This window comes from Clostridium chrysemydis (assembly GCF_015234215.1).
Classification (GTDB): Bacteria; Bacillota; Clostridia; order Clostridiales; family Clostridiaceae; genus Clostridium; species Clostridium chrysemydis.
Map to the genome: position 1 here is coordinate 1,011,875 of NZ_JADEKP010000001.1, position 19,588 is coordinate 1,031,462.

Here is a 19,588-nt window from a genome sequence, read left to right on the forward strand (position 1 = left end):
AATTTATATGTTTAACAAATTAAAGAAAATAACAAGTTTTTTATTAATCTTAACTATCATATCACCTTTGATAGCTAAAAATACATTTGCTATTTCAGAAGATTCGGGTATGAAAGTAGAAGCTAAATCTGCATTATTAATGGAACCTATAAGTGGTAAAATAATTTATGAGAAAAATGCAAATGAGAAGTTTGCACCGGCATCAGTTACTAAAATTATGACAATGCTTTTAGCAATGGAAGCTGTAGATTCTGGAAAAATAAGTTTATCAGACAAAATAACTTGTAGTGAAAACGCTAAAAAAATGGGTGGAAGTACTATGCTTCTTGACACAGGTGAAGTAAGAAGTGTTTCTGATATCTTAAAAGGGATAGCAATAGCATCAGGCAATGATGCTGCAATTGCTATGGGTGAATACTTAGCAGGATCTGAAGAGGCATTTGTTAAAGCTATGAATCAAAGAGCTAAGGAACTAGGTATGAAAAATACAACTTTTAAAAACTGTACTGGTCTTCCAGCAGAAGGGCATTTATCTACAGCGTATGATATTGCTTTAATGTCTAGGGAACTTCTTAAACATAAAGACATATTAAAGTTTACAGGTACATATATGGAAACAATTTCAGAAGGTAGGAAAACACCTATAGAACTTGTAAACCATAATAAGCTAGTTAGGTTCTTTAAAGGTTGTGATGGCCTTAAAACGGGATATACTCAAGAAGCTAAGTATTGTATATCAGCAACTGCAACTAGAGACGGTGTTAGAATGTTATCAGTTATAATGGGTGCACCTACATTTAAAATAAGAAATAGAGATGCAGGTATACTTCTAAATCACGGTTTCTCTATGTATGAAGGTAAAAAATTATTGAAAAAGGATCAAGAACTTGGAGAGATAAAAAGTATAAATAAGAAAAATAAAGCATTTATAGCTAAAGTTAAGGAAGATTTAAATGTTGTTATGGAAAAAGGACAGAATGCTGAGTTAACAAATAAAATAATACTAGATGAAAGTAAAAATGAATTTTTAGCAGGAGAAATAGTTGGTAAATGTGAAGTTTATTGTGGTGAAACTTTAGTTGGTCAAGTAGATATCTATACAGATCGTGATATCGAAAAGCCTAATATAATTGATAAACTAAAATTCAAAATTACAAATTCATTTAATGATTAAATAATAAAGGAGTTACGAGAGTAACTCCTTTATTATTTGAAATAGTACTAAAATAGTGTATAATTAAATGAAAATAATTAGAAGGTGGTATAGTATGGAATTACCTAAAGTTAAGGTTGCAGATTTCGAAGGACCTTTTGATTTACTACTTCATCTTATTAGAAAGAACAAGATGGGAATTAACAATGTGAAATTGAATTTAGTGACTAATCAGTATTTGGAATACTTAGATAAGATGAAAGAAATGGATTTAGAGGTAACGTCAGAATTTATAGTTATCGCTGCAACTCTAATAGAAATAAAATCTAAAAGTTTATTACCTAAAATAAAAGATGAAATAATAGAAGATGATGAAGATATAGAAAAGAGATTATTAGAAAAATTACTTCTATACAAAAAAATTAAGTTATCAACTGAGTATTTCAAGAAAAAAGCAAATGTTAGTGGGTTTACTTATTCGAAAAAACCAGAAATAATAGAAGAAATACAAAGCGCAAAAGTTACTAACAAATTATTGGAAAATATTTCTTTGATTGAGCTATACAATATTTACAATAAACTAATTGAAAATTATGTGAGCAAGCAAAATAAATCAGACTTTTTACAAAAAAGAATTTCAGTAGATAAATATAAAATAGAAGATAAATATGATTATTTATTGGAATTGATATCTAATCAGGAACTAATTAAGTTTACTAATGTTATGAAAGAATGTGATTGTAAGTTAGAATGTGTAGTGACTTTTTTAGCTCTATTAGAATTAATGAAACAAAGAAAGATTATTGTCTATCAAAAAGAAAATTTCAGTGAAATAATTTTGAAAGGAAGTGAAATAGAAAATGTCTAAAGTTGATATAAATCAATTTGAATTTGAAGAAGTGTCTAAAAAAAATTTTCTTAAAGGGGCAATTGAGGCAGTACTTTTTGTTAGTGGTGAACCAGTAAAATTAAGAGATTTAGCTATAAATCTAGATGCAACACCTAAATACTTGGAACAAGTTATCGGTGAATTAATGCTAGATTATGAAATTGAAAATAGAGGAATAAAATTGATAAGTATTAATAATACTTATCAATTAGTTACTAAATCTAATTATAGTGATGTAATACAAAAGTTATTAAAGAAAAATAAAAGACAATCATTAAGTCAAGCATCACTAGAGAGCCTTGCAATTATAGCATATAAACAACCAATCACAAGGGTAGATATTGACGAAATAAGAGGAGTTAAATCTGAAAGCGCTATACAAAAGTTATTAGAGAGGGAAATAATAGCTGAAGTTGGTAGACTAGAGGTTCCAGGAAGACCAATACTCTATGGTACAACTGATGAATTTCTGAGACAGTTTGGAGTAAGTTGCCTAGAAGAATTACCTAGCTTAGATTTATATTCTGAATTTGAATTAGATGAAAATATAGAAGAAGAATAAAGAGTTCCGCAAGCGGATCACTTTATTCTTCTTCTATTTCTATTTCTTCAATATTTTCTGTTATGTCTATATCGACTTCTTTTTTAGGAAACAAATCTTTCATTAGCTCAATAATTTGAGGAACAGTATCAACAATTCTGTCGTAAGTATTATCCTGTTCTACAGGCAAGAGTCTAACTGAATTTTCCCTTACTACTAAAAAAGCTACGGGTTTTATGCTGACTCCAGCACCTGAACCACCACCAAAAGGATAGTTTATTTCAAAATCTGATGAAATGCCAGCTTTTGAATCAAACTCTGTACCTCCTGATGCAAATCCAAATGAAACCTTTGATATTGGAATTATATAAGTTCCATCGCGTGTTTCAACAGATTCACCAATAATTGTATTAACGTCAATCATATCTCTAATGTTTTCCATAGTCGATTTCATTAAGTTTTCTATAGGATGTTCTTTATTCATATAGTTCCCCGAAAAGGGACACCTCCTTTGATTTAAAATAAGATAGAACAAATAAAATAGTTATGTGTATAATTTGCACTAAAGAAATATAAATTATACATTCAAATTTAAGTGCATAATTCATCTTTTTTTCTAAAAGAGGATTAATTATTAAATTCGATTTTTTATAATTAAAAAAAATTTTTGAAAATTTGAATAAAAAAGCTGCAAAAGTAGAAAATAAACCATAAGAAATAGCAGTATACCAAGGATCACCTAAAGAATAGTTTATATAGCCTGTTATCTTAACCTGAGGCTTACTTTTCATTTGATTTATTGAAGATAAAAAATCATTAAGAAAAACTTTCGATCTAGAAAAATTAAATTTCTGTCTAAGGTATTTCTTTTTTCTATCTTTACTAGTTTTTTTCAATAAGTTTCTATTAAAAAATAATACTTTTTTTTCGTTTTTAGTTATTGAAACCTTAAGTTTTATTGGGATTTTTAGAAAAAGGATAAATAAAATTAATAAAATAAAAAATAAAGTCATATTTCTTCCTCCATTTAAATTGTTTACTTTTTTTAAGAAAATATACCAAATTTACAATAATATTGCCAAGAATAATAAAATCCATATAGATACAAACTATATAAAGAGAGGTGAAATTATTATGAAAAAGAAAGTTTACTTAATTTCAACACTTTTATCTTTTTTACTTTTGTTTAACAGTATAATTCCAGTTTATGCTACTGAAAATAAGAAACTCAAAGTATCAGCAAGGCATGCAATAGCTTATAGTAGAAAAACAGGACAAATTATTTTTGAACAGAATGCATATCAAAATGTTCCAATTGCAAGCACAACAAAAATACTTACTGCTTTAGTTGCTATTGAAAGCGAAAATCTTAATAAGGAATTTTCTGTAAGTAAAAATGCAGTATCAGTTCGTGGGTCTAAAGTTGGTTATAAAATTGATGAAAAGGTTAAACTTGAAGAATTACTTCATGGGTTACTTTTTAAATCTGGAAATGATGCAGCAATTATTATAGCAGAAGGTATTTCAGGGAGTGTAGAAGAATACTGTAAGTTAATGAGCCATTATTCAATAAGTATAGGAGCTATTGATTCACATTTTACAACTCCACATGGATTAGATGATATAGATCATTACTCTAGTGCTTATGACTTGGCATTAATAACGTCTAAGGCTATGGAAAACGAGATTTTTAGAAACATAGTATCAAAGAAGGAGATAAATAAAAGCGATTTTAGTAGATCATATAATAATATAAATAAAATACTATGGAAAATCCCTCAAGCTAATGGTGTGAAAACTGGATATACAGGTGGTGCTGGAAAATGCTTAGTATCTTCAATTAAACATAGTGGGGATGATATTATAATAGTAGTTTTAGATTGTCCAGATAGGTGGAATCAAACAGAAAAAATATTTAATTTTGTTAAGGAGAATTATAGAACTAAAACTAAAGATATAAATACATATATAAATGATAACAATATTGTAAAAGCTTATAAAAATAATATTGAGTCGGATGTAGAAGTATTGAATGAATCATTATAAGAAAATTATTTAAAAATTAACAGTTTATTCTAAATACTTTAAATTATTATTGTTATTATAATTAATAAGGTTATTTTATGTATTTTTATGAAATTTACTTTATTACACATTGGATAATAATTGCTATAGTATTTTATATTATAAGAGTCTATCCTAGTTATATTATGGCTAAGAGAGCAGAGTTAAAGAATTCATGGATTATGTATCTGTGTTCCATTTCTAGGTAAACTTGAAATGCTTCACTTAGCTGGTTTTTCTTTTGGTATTTTATTTTGATGTTAATACCATTTGTAAATGTGGTTCTTTCGATTTTAGTTTTTTATAAAATAACGAAAAACTTTAGATTGGGTTTAATTATGATAAATTTAGGAATAATTTATCATATATTGATTTTATTGCATTTTAATATATTGTGCTTAGCAATAAATAATTTGATAGGGATATACCAAAAGATTTTAAAGAATAGGAAAGGCAACATCTGTTGTCTTTTTTTATTATATAGTTCATTTAGGGGGGGAATATGGAATACTTCGAAAATAGAGATGAAAACAAACTAAATTTAGTAATAAGAATAATAAAATTTATTTTTACTATATTGTTAGCATATTTTATATATCAAGTGATTTTTTCAGATTGGCTTTCAAGAAAAACTCATTTTTTAATATATATAATGTTATGGCTATATCTAGCTTATTTTATATTACCTATAATTACTAGATTTATAACAAAATTTTATTTGCCTGATTATTTTATAGGAAGAACTAAAACTAATGATGGGTTGCTAGGGGACCCAATAAACTTGGCATTTTATGCAAAAGAAGAAGATATTATTAATGCTTTTATTGAAAGTGGTTGGTATCAAGCAGATGACTTGAATTTCAAATCATCTATAAAAATAGGGCTTGCAAGTATATTCTCAAAGTCATATAAATGTGCTCCCGTTAGTTCACTCTTTCTTTTTTCTAGGAAACAAGATTTAGCATTTGAAAAAGAAATACATGGTAATCCAAGAAAAAGGCATCATATAAGGTTATGGAAAACACCTAAAGATTGGTACTTGCCTGGTGGAATGCAAGCTGATTGGTTAGCTTCAGCTACTTTCGACAGAAATGTAGGTTTATCGCTTTTTACAGGACAAATCACACATAAAATAGATCCTAATGTAGATGAAGAAAGAGATTTTGTTATAAAAACTCTTCATGCTAATTCAGTAGTTGATAAAGTTGATGAGGTAACACACTTCACAAGTAGCTATCATGGACGAAATGGTGGTGGAGATAGGATATATACAGATGGATCGTTACCTTTCATAACAATAAAAGATAGAAAGCATGAATAATTAAATTCATGCTTTTTATCTTTTATGACGAAATTAAAGTAACAAATGGCATTAATTTTAATAATTTATTAGTATAAATAATTTTGGGAGTAATTTTATGAAGATTACTAAGTGTATTGATTCTGGTAGTGAATATTGTCCATGTAACTTAGCTGTTTGTGGAGAATGTATATTATGCTCACAGTTAAAAGGAGAAAAATTTTGTGATTGTTGTAATTGGAATGGGGTATGCATATATCAGGAATTTATCTCTAATAACTCTATGCCAAAAGAAGGAAGAAAAATTTTCAAATCTAAAATTCTAAATAAGTTATTTATTGAAGAAAATTTATTAGAACTTGAATTAGAAATAACACACGGACTTGCAAACTCGTTAATTAATCCTGGCAGTTTTATCTTTATAATAGATGAAGAGAAAAATTTTTATAATATTCCAATTTCAGTAATGGAGACTGATAAAGAAAAAAATACAATTAAAATATTAATAGAGATTAAGGGCATAAAAACAAAAAGAATTTTAAACTGTTTAGATAAAGGAGAAATAAAGATAAAAGCCCCTTACTGGAATGGGATATTTGGTATTGATAACATAATGAGTTTGAAGGATTCTAAAGCTATTATTATTGCAAAGAGCATTGGAATAGCACCTATCATTCCAGTTATAAGAAAACTTAAGCAAAATAATAATGATGTAACAGTTTATGTTGATATAAGTAATGAAAAATATGATTTTTTGGAAGAAATTATAAAAAAATATGATTGTAATTTAAATAAAACTACTATTATGAATAATGGAAGTTTAACTGAAGAAATGAGATATATTCTACAAGACAAAATAAATAACAATATGGACTTGATTTATACGGCTGGTGCAGATATATTAACAAAATTGATTATTGATTTTATAGATAAAGAGGAAGGTAGAAAAATTAAATTGGCATGTTGTAATAATTTTAAAATGTGTTGTGGAGAAGGCATATGTGGTGCATGCACTATAAGATATAAAGGTGGTGTTGTTCGGAGATATTGCAAAGAACAAGTAGAACCACGAGAACTTTTTGAAGGGAGAAGATATATATGAAAGTAGCAATTATTGGAGGTGGATGGTCAGGAGTTGCTGCAGCTATTTCAGCTAAGAAGGCTGGAGCAGATGTTTATTTATTTGAAAAAACTGACCTTCTTTTAGGGCTTGGCAATGTTGGAGGGATAATGAGAAATAATGGTCGCTATACTGCTACAGAGGAATTAATTGCACTTGGAGCAGGCGATCTATTTAACATTACAGATAAGTGTTCAAGACATAAAAACATAAATTTTCCTGGACATGAACACGCTTGGCTATATGATGTAAATCTAATAGAAGGAGTAGTGCGTGAATATATTGACTCATTAGGAATAAATATATTAATAGAAACTAGAGTTAAAGATGTAAACTTTAATGGAAAAGATATTAAGGGTATTTACTATGGAGATAATGAGTATTTAGAATGTGATGTTGTTGTTGAGACTACGGGCTCTACTGGACCTATGGGTAATTGTTTGAAATACGGAAATGGATGTTCCATGTGTATACTTCGCTGTCCTGCGTTTGGACCAAGGTTAAGCATAAGTGCAAGGTGCAATATTGAAGATATTCAAGGAGAAAGGGAAGAGGATAAATTAGGAGCATTTTCAGGTTCTTGTAAATTAGCAAAAGAATCATTGTCTAAGGAAATGCAATATAGATTAAATAAAGATGGAGTAGTTATTTTAAAAATACCTGAAGAGGATATTAATTATTCAAAACTTGAAACCAAAGTATGTCAACAGTATGCGTTAAAAGAATTTGCTGAGAATATAATTCTCTTGGATACTGGACATGCTGTATGAACAAAAAGACAACAATCAAACAGCTAATTAATATTCACTAGTTATAAAAAGAAAAAAATGTTAATATAACATTTGTAGATTAATACTAAAGAATGTTAAATATAGGAGGTAAATATGTGTGGTATTCTTAAAGAAATATTAATTCAGTCTTTTACTTTATATTTTATTATAGCAATATTAATTGTAAATAAAGAATTTTTAAAATATTTCAAACAGCTAATAAAAAAGAGAATTAATTTCAAAATTTCAAAAATAACATATAGATATATAAAGTTTTATTTGCTCTCAGCAATTATAGTTGTTAGTATTGATTTTTTAGCAAATATGAGTCAAGATAATAGGTGGAAAATTATAGCTTACGAATCAGTACCTATCATATTTATAAATGCTTTTGTTTTCTTTATTACATTGAAAGTAGGCTTTTTTATAAAAACAAAGGTACAAGCGGTAAATAGTGAAGTAAATAATAAAGATCAACATATTTTAGATAATGTTATTGAATATAGCAAATACACAAAAGATGATCCTGAACTCTATATTAATTTGAAAAAAGAAATAACTAAAAAATTAAATACATTAAAAGGCAAAGAAAGAAAAATTAATTACATAAAGATTTCAAAGAATAAAGCTAAAGTAAAATTAGAACATAGAAATAAAAATTATAATCTTGCAAATTACTCAGCATGGATATGTTTGATAGCTGTAATTGTAGCGATTTTTTCAAGCTTCTTTATTGAAAGTAGTAAGAATATAATATTTACAACATTATGTATTAGTGCTTTCATTGTTATTTGTTTTGAATTTTGGAAAGAAACGAAGTTTAAATTAACAAATGAGGAAGAGTACTTGTACAGTATTATAATTGAAGTATTAGAAGATATAGAAAAAGCAATAATTTAATATAATGTACAAAAAGACAACCTTTTTACAGGTTGCCTTTTTTAGTTAGATCAATCATTATATTCCTCTTGAAACTCTCTTGGAATATCTCCAACAAACCTGCGGTCTGAAAGGACAATAAACCAAAAAGTAATGAAGGCTACGAAAGAAAAGATTACACCTAAGATTGTCATACCTATGCCAAATCCAAAGTTTCTCATTATTCTATAAAATACTATTATCATAAATATAATATTTACGAATGGTATTAGCATTAATATAAAATACCAATAAGAAAACCCTGCTAGATGTAAGATTTTAAATTCACCTAGGATAGGAATCCACATCAGCCAAGGATTTTTTAATCTTGCTCTTTTAGCCATTACATAACTAGGATAAACTCTAACTAAGTAATAAATTAGTCCCACGATAAAACCTAAACTGCCATAGGCGATACCGCTTGTGGCAGCATAAAGACCATTAAAAAAATCCATACATATCACCTCAGATATAGTTTATCCTCTTTTAAAAAATTTATTATGCATTTAATAAATCAAAAGCTCCAACAAAATTAATTTTAATTTTATCATCTCCAAGCTCATCAGGAGGGAAGTAATAAACTTTATCTATAAGAGTATTGATTAATTGTTTTTGCTCTGAATGTTCTAACTTATCTATATAGCTGCATTTACTAATTAAAGTTTCAACTAGTGAAAATTCTAATTTATTATTTTCATTTTCTAAGTTTTCTTTTTTTAATGCATTAATATTATTTTCTATTATATTGCATTCTTTTTTTAGTTCTGTAATTTTTTTAAATAAAACATCAGTAATTAAATCGTCATGATCTTTAGATAGTTTATTAACTAATACATTAATCTGAGAATTATGTTCTTCTAATTGCTTCTTAAGAGATAATAATTCATTATTATTATCCTTAGAATTTATATTTTTTAAATTTGATAAAAATAAATTTTTATTATAACTAAGGTTTTTTAGCGTTTGAAGTACAGCTTCCTCAACTCTCTCAAGCTTAACATTTTTCACATCACATAACTGCCTTTTAGAAACCTTTTTAAGATAACAATTATAGTACAAGTGTCTTTTGCCTGTTTTAGGTGAAACATTACCATGTTGAACTATTAGTCTTGATTTACAACTACCACAAAAGATTTTGCCAGTTAAAAGTGAATTATGTGTTTTGCCAAGGCGTGGGAAAGTATCTCTATTTTTATCGAACTGATATTGAACTCTAAGCCATAGTTCAGGCTCTATATAACCAATTACACTACTAACTGCTGCAAACATCTCAGAAGGGCTTTTATTAGCCTTAGTTTGTTTACCATTCTTATGTACTGCTTCTGTTTTATTGTAAGTTAGTAGGGAGTGTTCATTATCAATTTCACCATAGACTTTACAGCCTTTAGTTTGAAGATAATCAATTACGTTACTATTAGCCTTAACATAGATAGTATTTTGAAGAACTAATTTTAATGTACTCTTTTCAAATAATCTACCAGAAGCAGAACAGATATTATTTTGGTGTGTATAAACCTCTAATTTATGCAGGCTGCCAAGTTCTAAATATTTTTCATATAAAAACTTAACAAACTCTAGATCTTCAGTGTTATGGACTAGGGAAGTTTGTTGTCTTTTTTTACCTTCATCATCATAAAAATAAAACTTTTCAGATTTAAACCCTAAAGGAATCTTTCCACCTGTCCATTTGCCATTCTTAGCCATTTCAAGCATATTATCTTTAACACGTTCTGCTATAGTTTCTCTTTCAAGCTGTGCAAAAACAGATGCAATATATATCATAGCTCTCCCCATAGGAGAAGAAGTATCAAACTGTTCTTTTATAGATACAAAATCCACCTTATTTTCTTGAAGAGTTTCAAGCACAGAAGCGAAGTCAGAAACATTTCTACTAATCCTATCTAGTCTATAACAGATAAGAAGATCTATTTTTTTATTCCTAGCATCGTTCATAAGCTTTTTAAACTCAGGTCGGTTTATATTTCCACCACTAAAGCCTTCATCTTCGTATATAAGAAACTCAGCATCTTTATTTATATGAGCTTGTACATGAGCTTTACACATTTCTATTTGGTTTTCTATTGAGTCACCTTTACCAGTGAATTTAGACTTCCTACTATATATTGCAACAATCATAAATTAACTCCTTATTCATAACAGCTAGTACACTATTATTATATTTATCTTCTTTAAGATATATTGATATTAACTTATATTTTATGATTTCTTCTGTCACATTAAAATGTAGTGAGAGTAAAAGAATATTTACACGAGACAAAAATTGTTGGTGATTAAATTTTATCTGGCAGAAAGTATATAAGGTGTAACATTTTTTTTAGTAATTCATAATCTATAAAAGGGGGGTGATCCAATGGCAGGAAAGCTACTAGTTGAAGTGAATTTTCCAAAAGACATGACAATAATTGAAAGTAAAATTGCGGAAATTTTAGCACAAATAATTAGTAAGAAGTATGGACCAGATAAATGTATAATGATAGTTGATGAAATGCAAAAAGAACTAAATAAAATAAATTAAAGCTCTAAAGATAAAAGGCTAAAAAGCCTTTTATGTAACTGTCAACTTAATAAAATTAATATAAATAAGAATACGAATAATTTAAATTTTCAACATATGTCTAAAATAATATCCTCGTATATGATGATTAAATGCAAAAAAAATCCTAAGCTCACATAAACATTATTGTATATATTATATAAATACATACAAAATAACTTTATAACCTAAATTTCGGAAGGAAATAAAATTTGAAAATGAAAAAACTGAATATTTCGATATCTATTATACTAGTTCTTATAACATTAGTTGGAACTACTAATGAGATAGTACCTAACTTAATCGATGGAGGATGCGTAAATTTATTGTTTAATGTAGGTGATAAACTTAATCAACAAGGCTTAACATATTGGGATGATAATTTTTATATAGGTTTTGATGTAGGTTCTAATAAAGGAGAAATTATCAAATATAGTAAAACAGGAATTAAAAGTTCATCAACTGGTAAAATTGGAATTGGTCACACCGCAGATCTTGGATTTAGAAAAAAGAATGGGATGATCTATGTAGCAAATGGAGGAGGTTCTAATCGTACTCACGTATATGAAGTAGATTTCAATAATAAGAACATTACTAAAGATATAAATTTAGAACAATTTGGTACTGCCGCTTTATTAGCAATTGACAATGAAAAAGACAGACTTATATTACATACTTCAAAAGGTGGAGATACTGGTAATATAACCTTCAGTATACTTGACTTTAATGGAAAATCACTAGAACAGCAATTTGATATACCTAATCAAGGGATTCCACAAGGGTTAGAATACTATAAATCAATGTTATATTATTACACGAACAATACTATTACTTGTATTAATGTAAAAACTCATAGTATAGTTGGAAAGTTTCATATTAAAGAAAAAGGAGAAAGTGAAGGAATTACATTAGTACAAGATGGTTCTACTCCCTATATAGCAATCGGTTATAAAAAGAATAATCGGATATATTCTATTAATTAAATTGTATTAAGAAAAGATAGTAATCCTAATTATGGAATTATATTCCCAGGATGCACTGTTGCTTTCGATGAGGGTACATTAGATAACGATGGATCTATAGTTAAAAAGAGTAAAAGTGGTTTTATCTCAGGTGATAAAATAAAATATTAAAATAAAGATTATAATAAGAACAACTACTTTAGTTGTTCTTTTGTTCATACAGCACATGCAAAATTAATGACTACTTACTACCCACTTGATAAGTTGAGAAAGATAAATGGGTTAGAAAAAGCTAAGTTTGTTGATCCATATGCAGGGAGTAAAGGAAACTCAATAAGATATTTATCAGTAGCACCGCGAAATAATGATATGAAAGTTGTAGGTGTAAATAATCTTTTTTGTGGTGGCGAAAAATCAGGATTGTTTGTTGGTCATACAGAAGCAATTACTACAGGAGCACTAGCAGGGCATAATGCTGTGCGAAGGGTATTAGGAATGCCATTGTTGCAGCTTCCTAGAAGTCTAGCTGTTGGAGATATAATAGCATTTGCAAACGAAAGTTTAATTTTAAATAAAGGCAAACAGAAAAGATACACCTTTGCAGGTTCACTATACTTTCAAAGAATGAAAAACAATAATTTATATTCCATTAATATAGAAGAAATTGAAGACAGAGTTAAAAAAGTTGGGTTAGAAAATATCTTTAATCTAAAATTAATCTAAAATTATTAAAGAGCAGTTTTAACTGCTCTTTAATAATTAATACCACATTTATTAATACACTCAACTTTATCTGAACTACAAGGTGTAACAGCATATGTCATTTTACAATTGGGACACTTGAATACTAGGGTTTTCATCTCAAAAACTTCTCCGCAGTCACATATTATACTATGATTTGTTTTAGGAGACATATTTTCAAACCCCTTTCCCCTTACTAGATCTGCTATAGACTTTCCATCAGAAATTGAACTACAATTACATGCCATTTTAATCACTCCTTCATCTTATTATACAATTTAACATAAGAAAAGTTTGTAACATAGGATACGTGAAGTAACTTTTAAATATATATAAGCTATGCTATTATAAATGTAAAAAAGAAGAAGGTGATACTATGAAAGATACAAAAAAAATAGCTGTCATTAATGATATATCAGGAGTAGGAAGATGCTCTTTAACTGCATCAATACCAATAATCAGCGCACTTGGGTCCCAAGTTTTACCTGTGCCTACTTGTATATTATCAAATCAAACTGGTTTTGATAAATTTTATTTTAAAGATTTAAGTAGTTGCCTAACTGAATATTTAAATGTTTGGCTTAATGAAAAACGGAAGTTTGATGTTATCTATACAGGATTTATAGGTTCAATAGAGCAAATTAATCCAATAATCAATTTTGTTAAAGAGAATACGAATTCACTTATAATAACAGACCCCATACTCGGTGATGATGGAGAAAAATATAAATTTTTTACTAATGAATTATGTAAGAAACTAAAGGAATTAATTGCATATAGTGATTTAATTACTCCAAATTTAACCGAAGCTTGTATTTTGCTTGATTATGACTTAAATCTAAATAAATATAATATAAACGATATAAAGATAATAGCCGAAAAACTTTGCTTGCTCGGTCCATCTAAAGTTATAATTACTGGTATAAAATCTGAATCATCAATCACAAATTTATATTTTAATAGTATAACTAAAGAATCATTTATAATAACCAATGAACTATTAGGTGGATCTTTTAGTGGTACAGGAGATTTATTTATTTCTACATATATTGGATTAACACAGCTTGGTAAAACTGATGCTGAAGCTTTAGAAATAGCCTCAAACTTTATTTATGATTCAATAAGTTACTCTTTAAAGTATGATTTAGATCCTAAAGAAGGTGTGTCATTTGAAAAACAAATACCTTCACTTTTATCAAATGTATAATAATTTCTAATTTGAGTAACATATTATTGGTGGTGATAATATGAATAAGAAACAGGACAAAATAAATTCAATGCAAGATTTTATTAATTTAGAAAAAACAAAAAATTATAAGAAAAATTATGAAAATAAAAACAAAGCAACAGAAATAATTGATAACACAAATAATTCACTTAAATAAAGATTAGGTTTTCCTAATCTTTATTTTTGGCATAAAAATAGTGAAAATTTATTAGATTTAAGTTATAATAGTAAAATGTGATTAAAAACAGAAATTTTTAATTTTATTAGGAGGAATAAATGATAAACGCGAATAACATGCCTACAGAAGTGTTAAGTAGGGTAAATGATATATCAGAAAAAATTAATGACTTTAATTTGAAAGTTTTAAATAAAGAGTACGCAGATAAATGTGATGAATTATTAACTTCTTTATCACAGAGTGAAAATTGTAATTTAACAAGAGGTAAAACAAATACTTGGGCAGCTGGGGTAACTCATGCTATATTTTTTGTAAATGATACTCTTAATAAAAAAGGAATACATATGGATGAACTTGCAGATTTCTTTAATGTTTCAGAAGGAACTATTGGAACAAAATCAAGAGAAATCAGAAAAGCTTTAAAAATTGAGAAAAGCTCTACTGAGTGGAAAATAGATGAAAAAACTAGTAAGGATACTGTACCTTCTCCGAATACTGAGGATTCATCTAAAGTTATAGAAAAATTCAGTTTAGCTTTAGGACTTGATAATGTTGAAGAAGGCGCAAAATTAATACAAGAATGTAGCGAAGAGTTAGAATTAAAATTAAAAGAAAATGGAAAAGAACTAAGAGATAGCGTTTTTTCTTGTGCTGAAGGTGATTTTTATCTAACAGTTTTAGCAACGTTATCTAACTATGAATTTGCTTTAGGAAATTACAATAAAAGTTTCCAAATAGAAAAAATTTTAATTGAGTTAGATCCTGAGGATTTAAGAAATGTTAAGCATTCTATAATATTTAGAGCTTTAATGGTCCAAGATTATGAATATGTTAAAGAAATATTTGATAAGTTTAAAGATGATGATTCGCTATTTTTTAAATTTGGTAAAGTATTATATTACTTTAATAAAGGTGATAGAAAAAATGCTAGAAAATATCTTAAAAAAGGTGTAAAACATAATTTTAAATTTATAGAATGTTTAATAGGGAACACTAAGGTTTATAATGGTGAGATTAGTTCATATACAAAAGGTAGTTTAGAAGAGGCCAGCTTATGTTTAGAGTATAGTTTACCTCTATGGACAAATGAAAAAATAGGAGCATGGTTGGTAAAAGCAATAAATAAAGTAAGGTAATAGGATTTCCTATTACCTTTTAATTTTTTCAAATATACAATCATATATTTAAAAGAATAATTTTTTAGGAGGAGAAATGTTATCTGATAGTAATATACTTCTTTATTTAGATGAATCACTTATTAAAAATATGGCTTCTCTTTATCTTGATGGATACATCGAAATACAAACCTTTAAGCGTATTTATGATATTTCTTTATCTGGAAGGTACAGATACACTGAGCGATATTTAAACTTTTATGAAGATAGAGTAACTAAAAACAAAAGAGAAGGATATAGAGATAAAATGTATTCAGATGTATATAATTTTACAGTTGGTAAGGAAAGAGAAAGTTGTATAGAAAATCGTGGAACTCAAAGAATTGAAGAAGAAACAAAAAGAATATATACAAGTTTTATGCTACATAATCATCTAATTACAGCATTAAACAAGAAGAGTTTGCTAAGTAACTTTTCAAATACAAATACTAATGTTATTACATCTGGGCAAATAGTAACATGTAGTGCGTGCATTTTACCTGAGTCAATTTTAGATTATTTAAGTAATATTATTTCTATAATTAAATCTATAGGTTTTGAGAAGTTAAATACGCTCATAAAAAAGGAATCATTAATTAATTTTGAATCTGTTTTAAATATTTTTTTAGACATCTACGATAAATTATCATCTCAAGGAACTATTGATATAATGGCTAAATGTAAAAATAATGATTTAGTAATGACATCGATTGAAAATTGTTTTTTAAACCAACAATCACATAAGTATGATGCACTAAATTGTGATTGTACATTTGTTGGGAAAGTGCTTCAAAATTGTAATAACAATAATAATTCAATCCATATGCTTAGGAAAACTGGAAATCAGGATTTTTACGAAAATATGATAAACATATGTTTACCCGTGATAGAAAATCTAAAAAAGATAGGAATAAAAGTCCCAAATCCACCCAGGTTTAAAATAGAAGATAATCCTCTTCAAGTTAAACCTTTAAGTATTTATATTTAAAAATAGATAAATTATGCTATAAGTGATACAATTAACCAGTATAATTATATTAAAGAAAAGGAAGCTTTTTATGAACAAAGATATAGTAGCTTATTATTCACTAAGAAAATTCAATCTCGTTTACAAATTAGATTATTTGATTATTGAAAAAAACAGCAAAAAAGTTTTGATTAAAGCAAAAAAAAGAATTAAAGATATTGATTTATATATTGCACATAAGCAGTCTGTATATTATATTTTGAGGAATATATTAGCATTAAAAGATTTAGGTTATTTGCCTAAAGACACAAGTATAGAAATCGGTGTGGATTGTAGTCAAATTGTAGATAAACTCAAGAGTGATTTATTAAATAAAAAATTCAGTGAAGATTCATTAAACTTCTTAATCAATAAGTTGGAGAGGGTATACTTTTTATACTCAATAAATACATTAAAATTTATATATAGAACTAAAAAGCCAAACCTAAATTTATTCATTAAATCAGAAAAAAAAGCAAAAGAGTATTCAAAGTTTATTAGAAGAAAGAGTTTACTAACAGATTTAAAAAAAGATTTAATAAATAAACAAGATATAATTTTTTTTGACTTCGAGATGAATTGTCTTTCAGATTTTAGTAGTGTTGAAATTATAAGTATTGGAGCGGTAAAAACCAATATTTTAGGAGAAATCAAGGATGAGTTCTATAGAACAATAAAGCCAAATGGAGTTTCTGAATTATCTGAAAAATGCATTGAAATAACTGGTTTATTACAAAAGGAAATTGATAAGTCAAATGATTTTAATTGCGTTTTCAATGAATTTTTAAAATGGGCTAATAACTCAAGCAAAGTTTTTTGCTTTTGGGGAGGTAATGATTTGAAAGTCTTAAATAACGACTATAAACGAAATTTATCTAAAAGCAAAATTGTTTTGGAAATTTTGACTAACAACTACGACTTTCAGGAAATATTTTGTAAAGATATATTAAGGCAAGAGGAGTTACTGTCAATAAAAAATGCTTTGAAATATTTTAAACTGGATTTCATAGGAAATGAACATAATGCTTTAAATGATGCAATTAATCTATCAATAATATATAAAAAAATACATCGTAGCCTCTTCTAGGTTACGATGTATTTTTTATAGTGGATATATAAATCCAATTAATAAACCTAATAGTAATCCCCCTAATACTTCAACAGGAGTATGTCCTAGTATCTCTTTCAACTTTACGTTTGATAGGTCTATTTTATTTTGAGAAGACATTAATATATTCAAAAATTTTGCATGCTGCCCAGCAGCTCTTCTAACTCCCATAGCATCATACATAACTATTGATGCTATTACAAAAGCAAGTGCAAAGATAGGTGATTTAAAACCTTCCGTTCTCCCAATTCCTATTGCTAAAGATGTAATATATGCTGAATGTGAACTAGGCATTCCCCCAGTTTCAAAAATTATGCTTAACCTCAGTTCTTTATTAATAAAGAAACCAAATGGAACTTTTAGTAATTGAGCTAGAATTAATGCAAATAAACTTAACTCAATCAATTTGTTAAAATTCATATTTATGCCTCCAACTATAGTTTTATAATATTACGATAACATATAATTATATATTTTTCATTTAATAAATATGAATTTTTATTTATAAGAGATGAAATAATAAATAAAAATACTATTTTAGGAGTGATGATCTTGCCGATTCCAGTAATAACTTCAATAATATCTGCAATCTCAATAATTTCTGGTTCTGCACTAGGTGCATGGTGTAGTTGGGTAATAAATAATAAAATTCATAAAATACAAATTGAGGAAGAGCACGTTCTTTTAAAAGAAAAACAGGAATTTGAGACTCTATATAAGACCAAAGAGATTTGCTCAACTGCAAATTCAATTAAACTTGACGTTTGTACAGCTGTATTTCAAAGCATAAGGTTTCTAGAATGTAAAAATAAAAAAGATAATATTTTTATTTTTCCAATAAATAAAAACTATAGTTTTTCAATCTCTTTACTTTGTGATTATTTTAACATAAGAGAATTAAGCTATATTTATCAGTTTTATGGATTAATAGAGACTGTAAACAATAAAATATTAATGAAAAATTATTATACAAATGAAGATAGTTTTATAAGTGAATATAAAGCCGTTATTAAAAAATTATATGGATTAAATTATGAGGAAATATTAAAACTTGATGTAAACAGTATAAGTTACGAGGAACTGATTAATAATGAATACATAAAACAAGGTTATAAAGAAATACTAAGTAAACTAGATAATTTATGTAAATTATCTAAAATAAAAGATAATAAATAATTATTATCTTTTATTTTAATAGCATCATTTTAATTTTATCTAGAGAAATTTTAGTTTTTTCTATATTATAAACATAATCACTAATATGATTTTTTAAATAACTTATTCCTGAATCTGTTATTGAATATATTTTTTTACTACGTTTATTTAAAAATTCATCACCAGTCCATTTTGAAAATACGTAACCATTTTTTTCAAGTTCATATAAACTTTCATATATAGTACTAGATGATATAGGAAAGGGCACCTCTATATCTTTAAAATTTTCCTTGAAATCCATAAGTATTTTATTTCCAAAAACCATATTATTATTGGCTAGTTCCTTTAATATGTAAAGTTTGTACATCATCTTTACATTCACAACATTTCTAGGGGCAACAATTCTACTTCTTTTTTCCATGTTTTCACTCCTTTTATAACAATTATAACACATATACTCTATCTTCTGAATATTATGAAGTATCTAAAGAAGAGGAGTTGATTCACGTGTCAAGATCTTGTATGAGATGTTGTAACAACTATCCAAATAATAATTGTAATCCTTACTCAAATAGTTCATTTTGTAACGGTGGCTTTAATAGCTGTGGTTTTGGAAATAATGGATACGGTTGTGGATTTGGATTTGGTAATAATCCTTTAATATGGTTGCTTTTATTAAATAGTTTTTGTAGGTATTAGTATAAATAAGGATGTGACAATTGTCACATCCTTATTTAACTTGTAAAA

23 protein-coding genes and 2 pseudogenes are annotated in these 19,588 nt (G+C 27.0%); 18 read left to right on the top strand and 7 right to left on the bottom strand.

The window, feature by feature from the left end; genetic code table 11:
- The first annotated feature begins 7 nt into the window (after window positions 1-7).
- The 3 genes from INR60_RS05120 (at window position 8) to scpB (ending at window position 2,604) form a co-directional block, all read left to right on the top strand.
- Window positions 8-1,174 (top strand): D-alanyl-D-alanine carboxypeptidase family protein, encoded by a 1,167-nt coding sequence (locus INR60_RS05120; RefSeq protein ID WP_194190402.1) that lies wholly within the window; start codon window positions 8-10, stop codon window positions 1,172-1,174.
- A gap of 94 nt (window positions 1,175-1,268) precedes the next feature.
- Window positions 1,269-2,021, top strand: coding sequence for a segregation/condensation protein A (locus INR60_RS05125; RefSeq protein ID WP_194190403.1), 753 nt, complete (start codon window positions 1,269-1,271; stop codon window positions 2,019-2,021).
- A complete protein-coding gene (scpB, locus tag INR60_RS05130; RefSeq protein ID WP_194190404.1) occupies window positions 2,014-2,604 on the top strand; it encodes an SMC-Scp complex subunit ScpB in 591 nt (196 codons plus the stop codon). The genes INR60_RS05125 and scpB overlap by 8 nt, the downstream gene beginning before the upstream one ends.
- Window positions 2,605-2,626: 22 nt before the next feature.
- On the opposite strand, the gene ytfJ is transcribed toward scpB, so the two are convergent.
- Together ytfJ and INR60_RS17680 are read right to left on the bottom strand one after the other, a co-directional pair.
- Complete coding sequence (ytfJ, locus tag INR60_RS05135) at window positions 2,627-3,067, bottom strand: GerW family sporulation protein (protein ID WP_194190405.1); 441 nt, start codon at window positions 3,065-3,067, stop codon at window positions 2,627-2,629.
- Window positions 3,060-3,596, bottom strand: coding sequence for a DUF2953 domain-containing protein (locus INR60_RS17680; protein WP_194190406.1), 537 nt, complete (start codon window positions 3,594-3,596; stop codon window positions 3,060-3,062). Before INR60_RS17680 ends, ytfJ begins: the two co-directional genes overlap by 8 nt.
- Before the next feature lie 121 nt (window positions 3,597-3,717).
- Here INR60_RS17680 and INR60_RS05145 point away from each other — a divergent pair, with 121 nt between their 5' ends.
- From INR60_RS05145 to INR60_RS05165, 5 genes and pseudogenes are all read left to right on the top strand, one after another.
- Complete coding sequence (locus INR60_RS05145; RefSeq protein ID WP_194190407.1) at window positions 3,718-4,629, top strand: D-alanyl-D-alanine carboxypeptidase family protein; 912 nt, start codon at window positions 3,718-3,720, stop codon at window positions 4,627-4,629.
- A gap of 520 nt (window positions 4,630-5,149) precedes the next feature.
- Window positions 5,150-5,968 (top strand): LssY C-terminal domain-containing protein, encoded by an 819-nt coding sequence (locus tag INR60_RS05150; RefSeq protein ID WP_194190408.1) that lies wholly within the window; start codon window positions 5,150-5,152, stop codon window positions 5,966-5,968.
- A 97-nt stretch (window positions 5,969-6,065) separates the two neighbouring features.
- Window positions 6,066-7,049: a sulfide/dihydroorotate dehydrogenase-like FAD/NAD-binding protein gene (locus INR60_RS05155; protein ID WP_194190409.1), complete on the top strand. Its 984-nt coding sequence runs from the start codon at window positions 6,066-6,068 to the stop codon at window positions 7,047-7,049.
- A pseudogene (locus INR60_RS05160) lies at window positions 7,046-7,831 on the top strand (FAD-dependent oxidoreductase); the annotation flags it as partial. The gene INR60_RS05155 and the pseudogene INR60_RS05160, both read left to right, overlap by 4 nt.
- Window positions 7,832-7,951: 120 nt before the next feature.
- Window positions 7,952-8,737: a hypothetical protein gene (locus INR60_RS05165; RefSeq protein ID WP_194190411.1), complete on the top strand. Its 786-nt coding sequence runs from the start codon at window positions 7,952-7,954 to the stop codon at window positions 8,735-8,737.
- A 50-nt stretch (window positions 8,738-8,787) separates the two neighbouring features.
- Here INR60_RS05165 and INR60_RS05170 read toward each other — a convergent pair whose 3' ends face one another.
- Window positions 8,788-9,099, bottom strand: a complete 312-nt coding sequence (locus tag INR60_RS05170; RefSeq protein WP_238480393.1) for a DUF5684 domain-containing protein — start codon at window positions 9,097-9,099, stop codon at window positions 8,788-8,790.
- A 154-nt stretch (window positions 9,100-9,253) separates the two neighbouring features.
- The gene (locus tag INR60_RS05175; protein ID WP_194190413.1) at window positions 9,254-10,891 is read right to left on the bottom strand and encodes a recombinase family protein; all 1,638 of its coding nucleotides are present in this window, start codon (window positions 10,889-10,891) and stop codon (window positions 9,254-9,256) included.
- Window positions 10,892-11,126: 235 nt separating this feature from the next.
- Here INR60_RS05175 and INR60_RS05180 point away from each other — a divergent pair, with 235 nt between their 5' ends.
- From INR60_RS05180 to INR60_RS05190, 3 genes and pseudogenes are all read left to right on the top strand, one after another.
- Window positions 11,127-11,291 (top strand): hypothetical protein, encoded by a 165-nt coding sequence (locus tag INR60_RS05180; protein ID WP_194190414.1) that lies wholly within the window; start codon window positions 11,127-11,129, stop codon window positions 11,289-11,291.
- Between the two features lie 236 nt (window positions 11,292-11,527).
- Complete coding sequence (locus INR60_RS05185) at window positions 11,528-12,292, top strand: hypothetical protein (protein ID WP_194190415.1); 765 nt, start codon at window positions 11,528-11,530, stop codon at window positions 12,290-12,292.
- A 198-nt stretch (window positions 12,293-12,490) separates the two neighbouring features.
- Window positions 12,491-12,994: pseudogene (locus INR60_RS05190) on the top strand (FAD-dependent oxidoreductase); the annotation flags it as partial.
- Between the two features lie 29 nt (window positions 12,995-13,023).
- Here INR60_RS05190 and INR60_RS05195 read toward each other — a convergent pair.
- A complete protein-coding gene (locus INR60_RS05195; RefSeq protein ID WP_194190417.1) occupies window positions 13,024-13,260 on the bottom strand; it encodes a hypothetical protein in 237 nt (78 codons plus the stop codon).
- Between the two features lie 128 nt (window positions 13,261-13,388).
- Here INR60_RS05195 and INR60_RS05200 point away from each other — a divergent pair, with 128 nt between their 5' ends.
- The 5 genes from INR60_RS05200 to INR60_RS05220 all read left to right on the top strand — a co-directional run bounded on the left by INR60_RS05200 (window position 13,389) and on the right by INR60_RS05220 (window position 17,665).
- Window positions 13,389-14,219, top strand: coding sequence for a pyridoxamine kinase (locus INR60_RS05200; protein ID WP_194190418.1), 831 nt, complete (start codon window positions 13,389-13,391; stop codon window positions 14,217-14,219).
- A gap of 40 nt (window positions 14,220-14,259) precedes the next feature.
- The gene (locus INR60_RS05205) at window positions 14,260-14,397 is read left to right on the top strand and encodes a hypothetical protein (protein ID WP_194190419.1); all 138 of its coding nucleotides are present in this window, start codon (window positions 14,260-14,262) and stop codon (window positions 14,395-14,397) included.
- A gap of 119 nt (window positions 14,398-14,516) precedes the next feature.
- Window positions 14,517-15,554 (top strand): DUF6398 domain-containing protein, encoded by a 1,038-nt coding sequence (locus INR60_RS05210; RefSeq protein WP_194190420.1) that lies wholly within the window; start codon window positions 14,517-14,519, stop codon window positions 15,552-15,554.
- Window positions 15,555-15,630: 76 nt separating this feature from the next.
- Window positions 15,631-16,560, top strand: a complete 930-nt coding sequence (locus tag INR60_RS05215; protein WP_194190421.1) for a hypothetical protein — start codon at window positions 15,631-15,633, stop codon at window positions 16,558-16,560.
- A 70-nt stretch (window positions 16,561-16,630) separates the two neighbouring features.
- The gene (locus INR60_RS05220; protein WP_194190422.1) at window positions 16,631-17,665 is read left to right on the top strand and encodes a 3'-5' exonuclease; all 1,035 of its coding nucleotides are present in this window, start codon (window positions 16,631-16,633) and stop codon (window positions 17,663-17,665) included.
- 15 nt (window positions 17,666-17,680) lie between these two features.
- On the opposite strand, the gene INR60_RS05225 is transcribed toward INR60_RS05220, so the two are convergent.
- Complete coding sequence (locus INR60_RS05225; protein WP_194190423.1) at window positions 17,681-18,106, bottom strand: divergent PAP2 family protein; 426 nt, start codon at window positions 18,104-18,106, stop codon at window positions 17,681-17,683.
- A 132-nt stretch (window positions 18,107-18,238) separates the two neighbouring features.
- On the opposite strand from INR60_RS05225, the gene INR60_RS05230 reads away from it, so the two are divergent.
- Window positions 18,239-18,862, top strand: a complete 624-nt coding sequence (locus tag INR60_RS05230; protein WP_194190424.1) for a hypothetical protein — start codon at window positions 18,239-18,241, stop codon at window positions 18,860-18,862.
- 10 nt (window positions 18,863-18,872) lie between these two features.
- On the opposite strand, the gene INR60_RS05235 is transcribed toward INR60_RS05230, so the two are convergent.
- Window positions 18,873-19,262, bottom strand: a complete 390-nt coding sequence (locus INR60_RS05235; protein ID WP_194190425.1) for a PadR family transcriptional regulator — start codon at window positions 19,260-19,262, stop codon at window positions 18,873-18,875.
- A gap of 86 nt (window positions 19,263-19,348) precedes the next feature.
- Between INR60_RS05235 and INR60_RS05240 the strand changes: the two genes are divergently transcribed.
- Complete coding sequence (locus INR60_RS05240) at window positions 19,349-19,540, top strand: hypothetical protein (RefSeq protein ID WP_194190987.1); 192 nt, start codon at window positions 19,349-19,351, stop codon at window positions 19,538-19,540.
- Window positions 19,541-19,588: the final 48 nt, after the last annotated feature.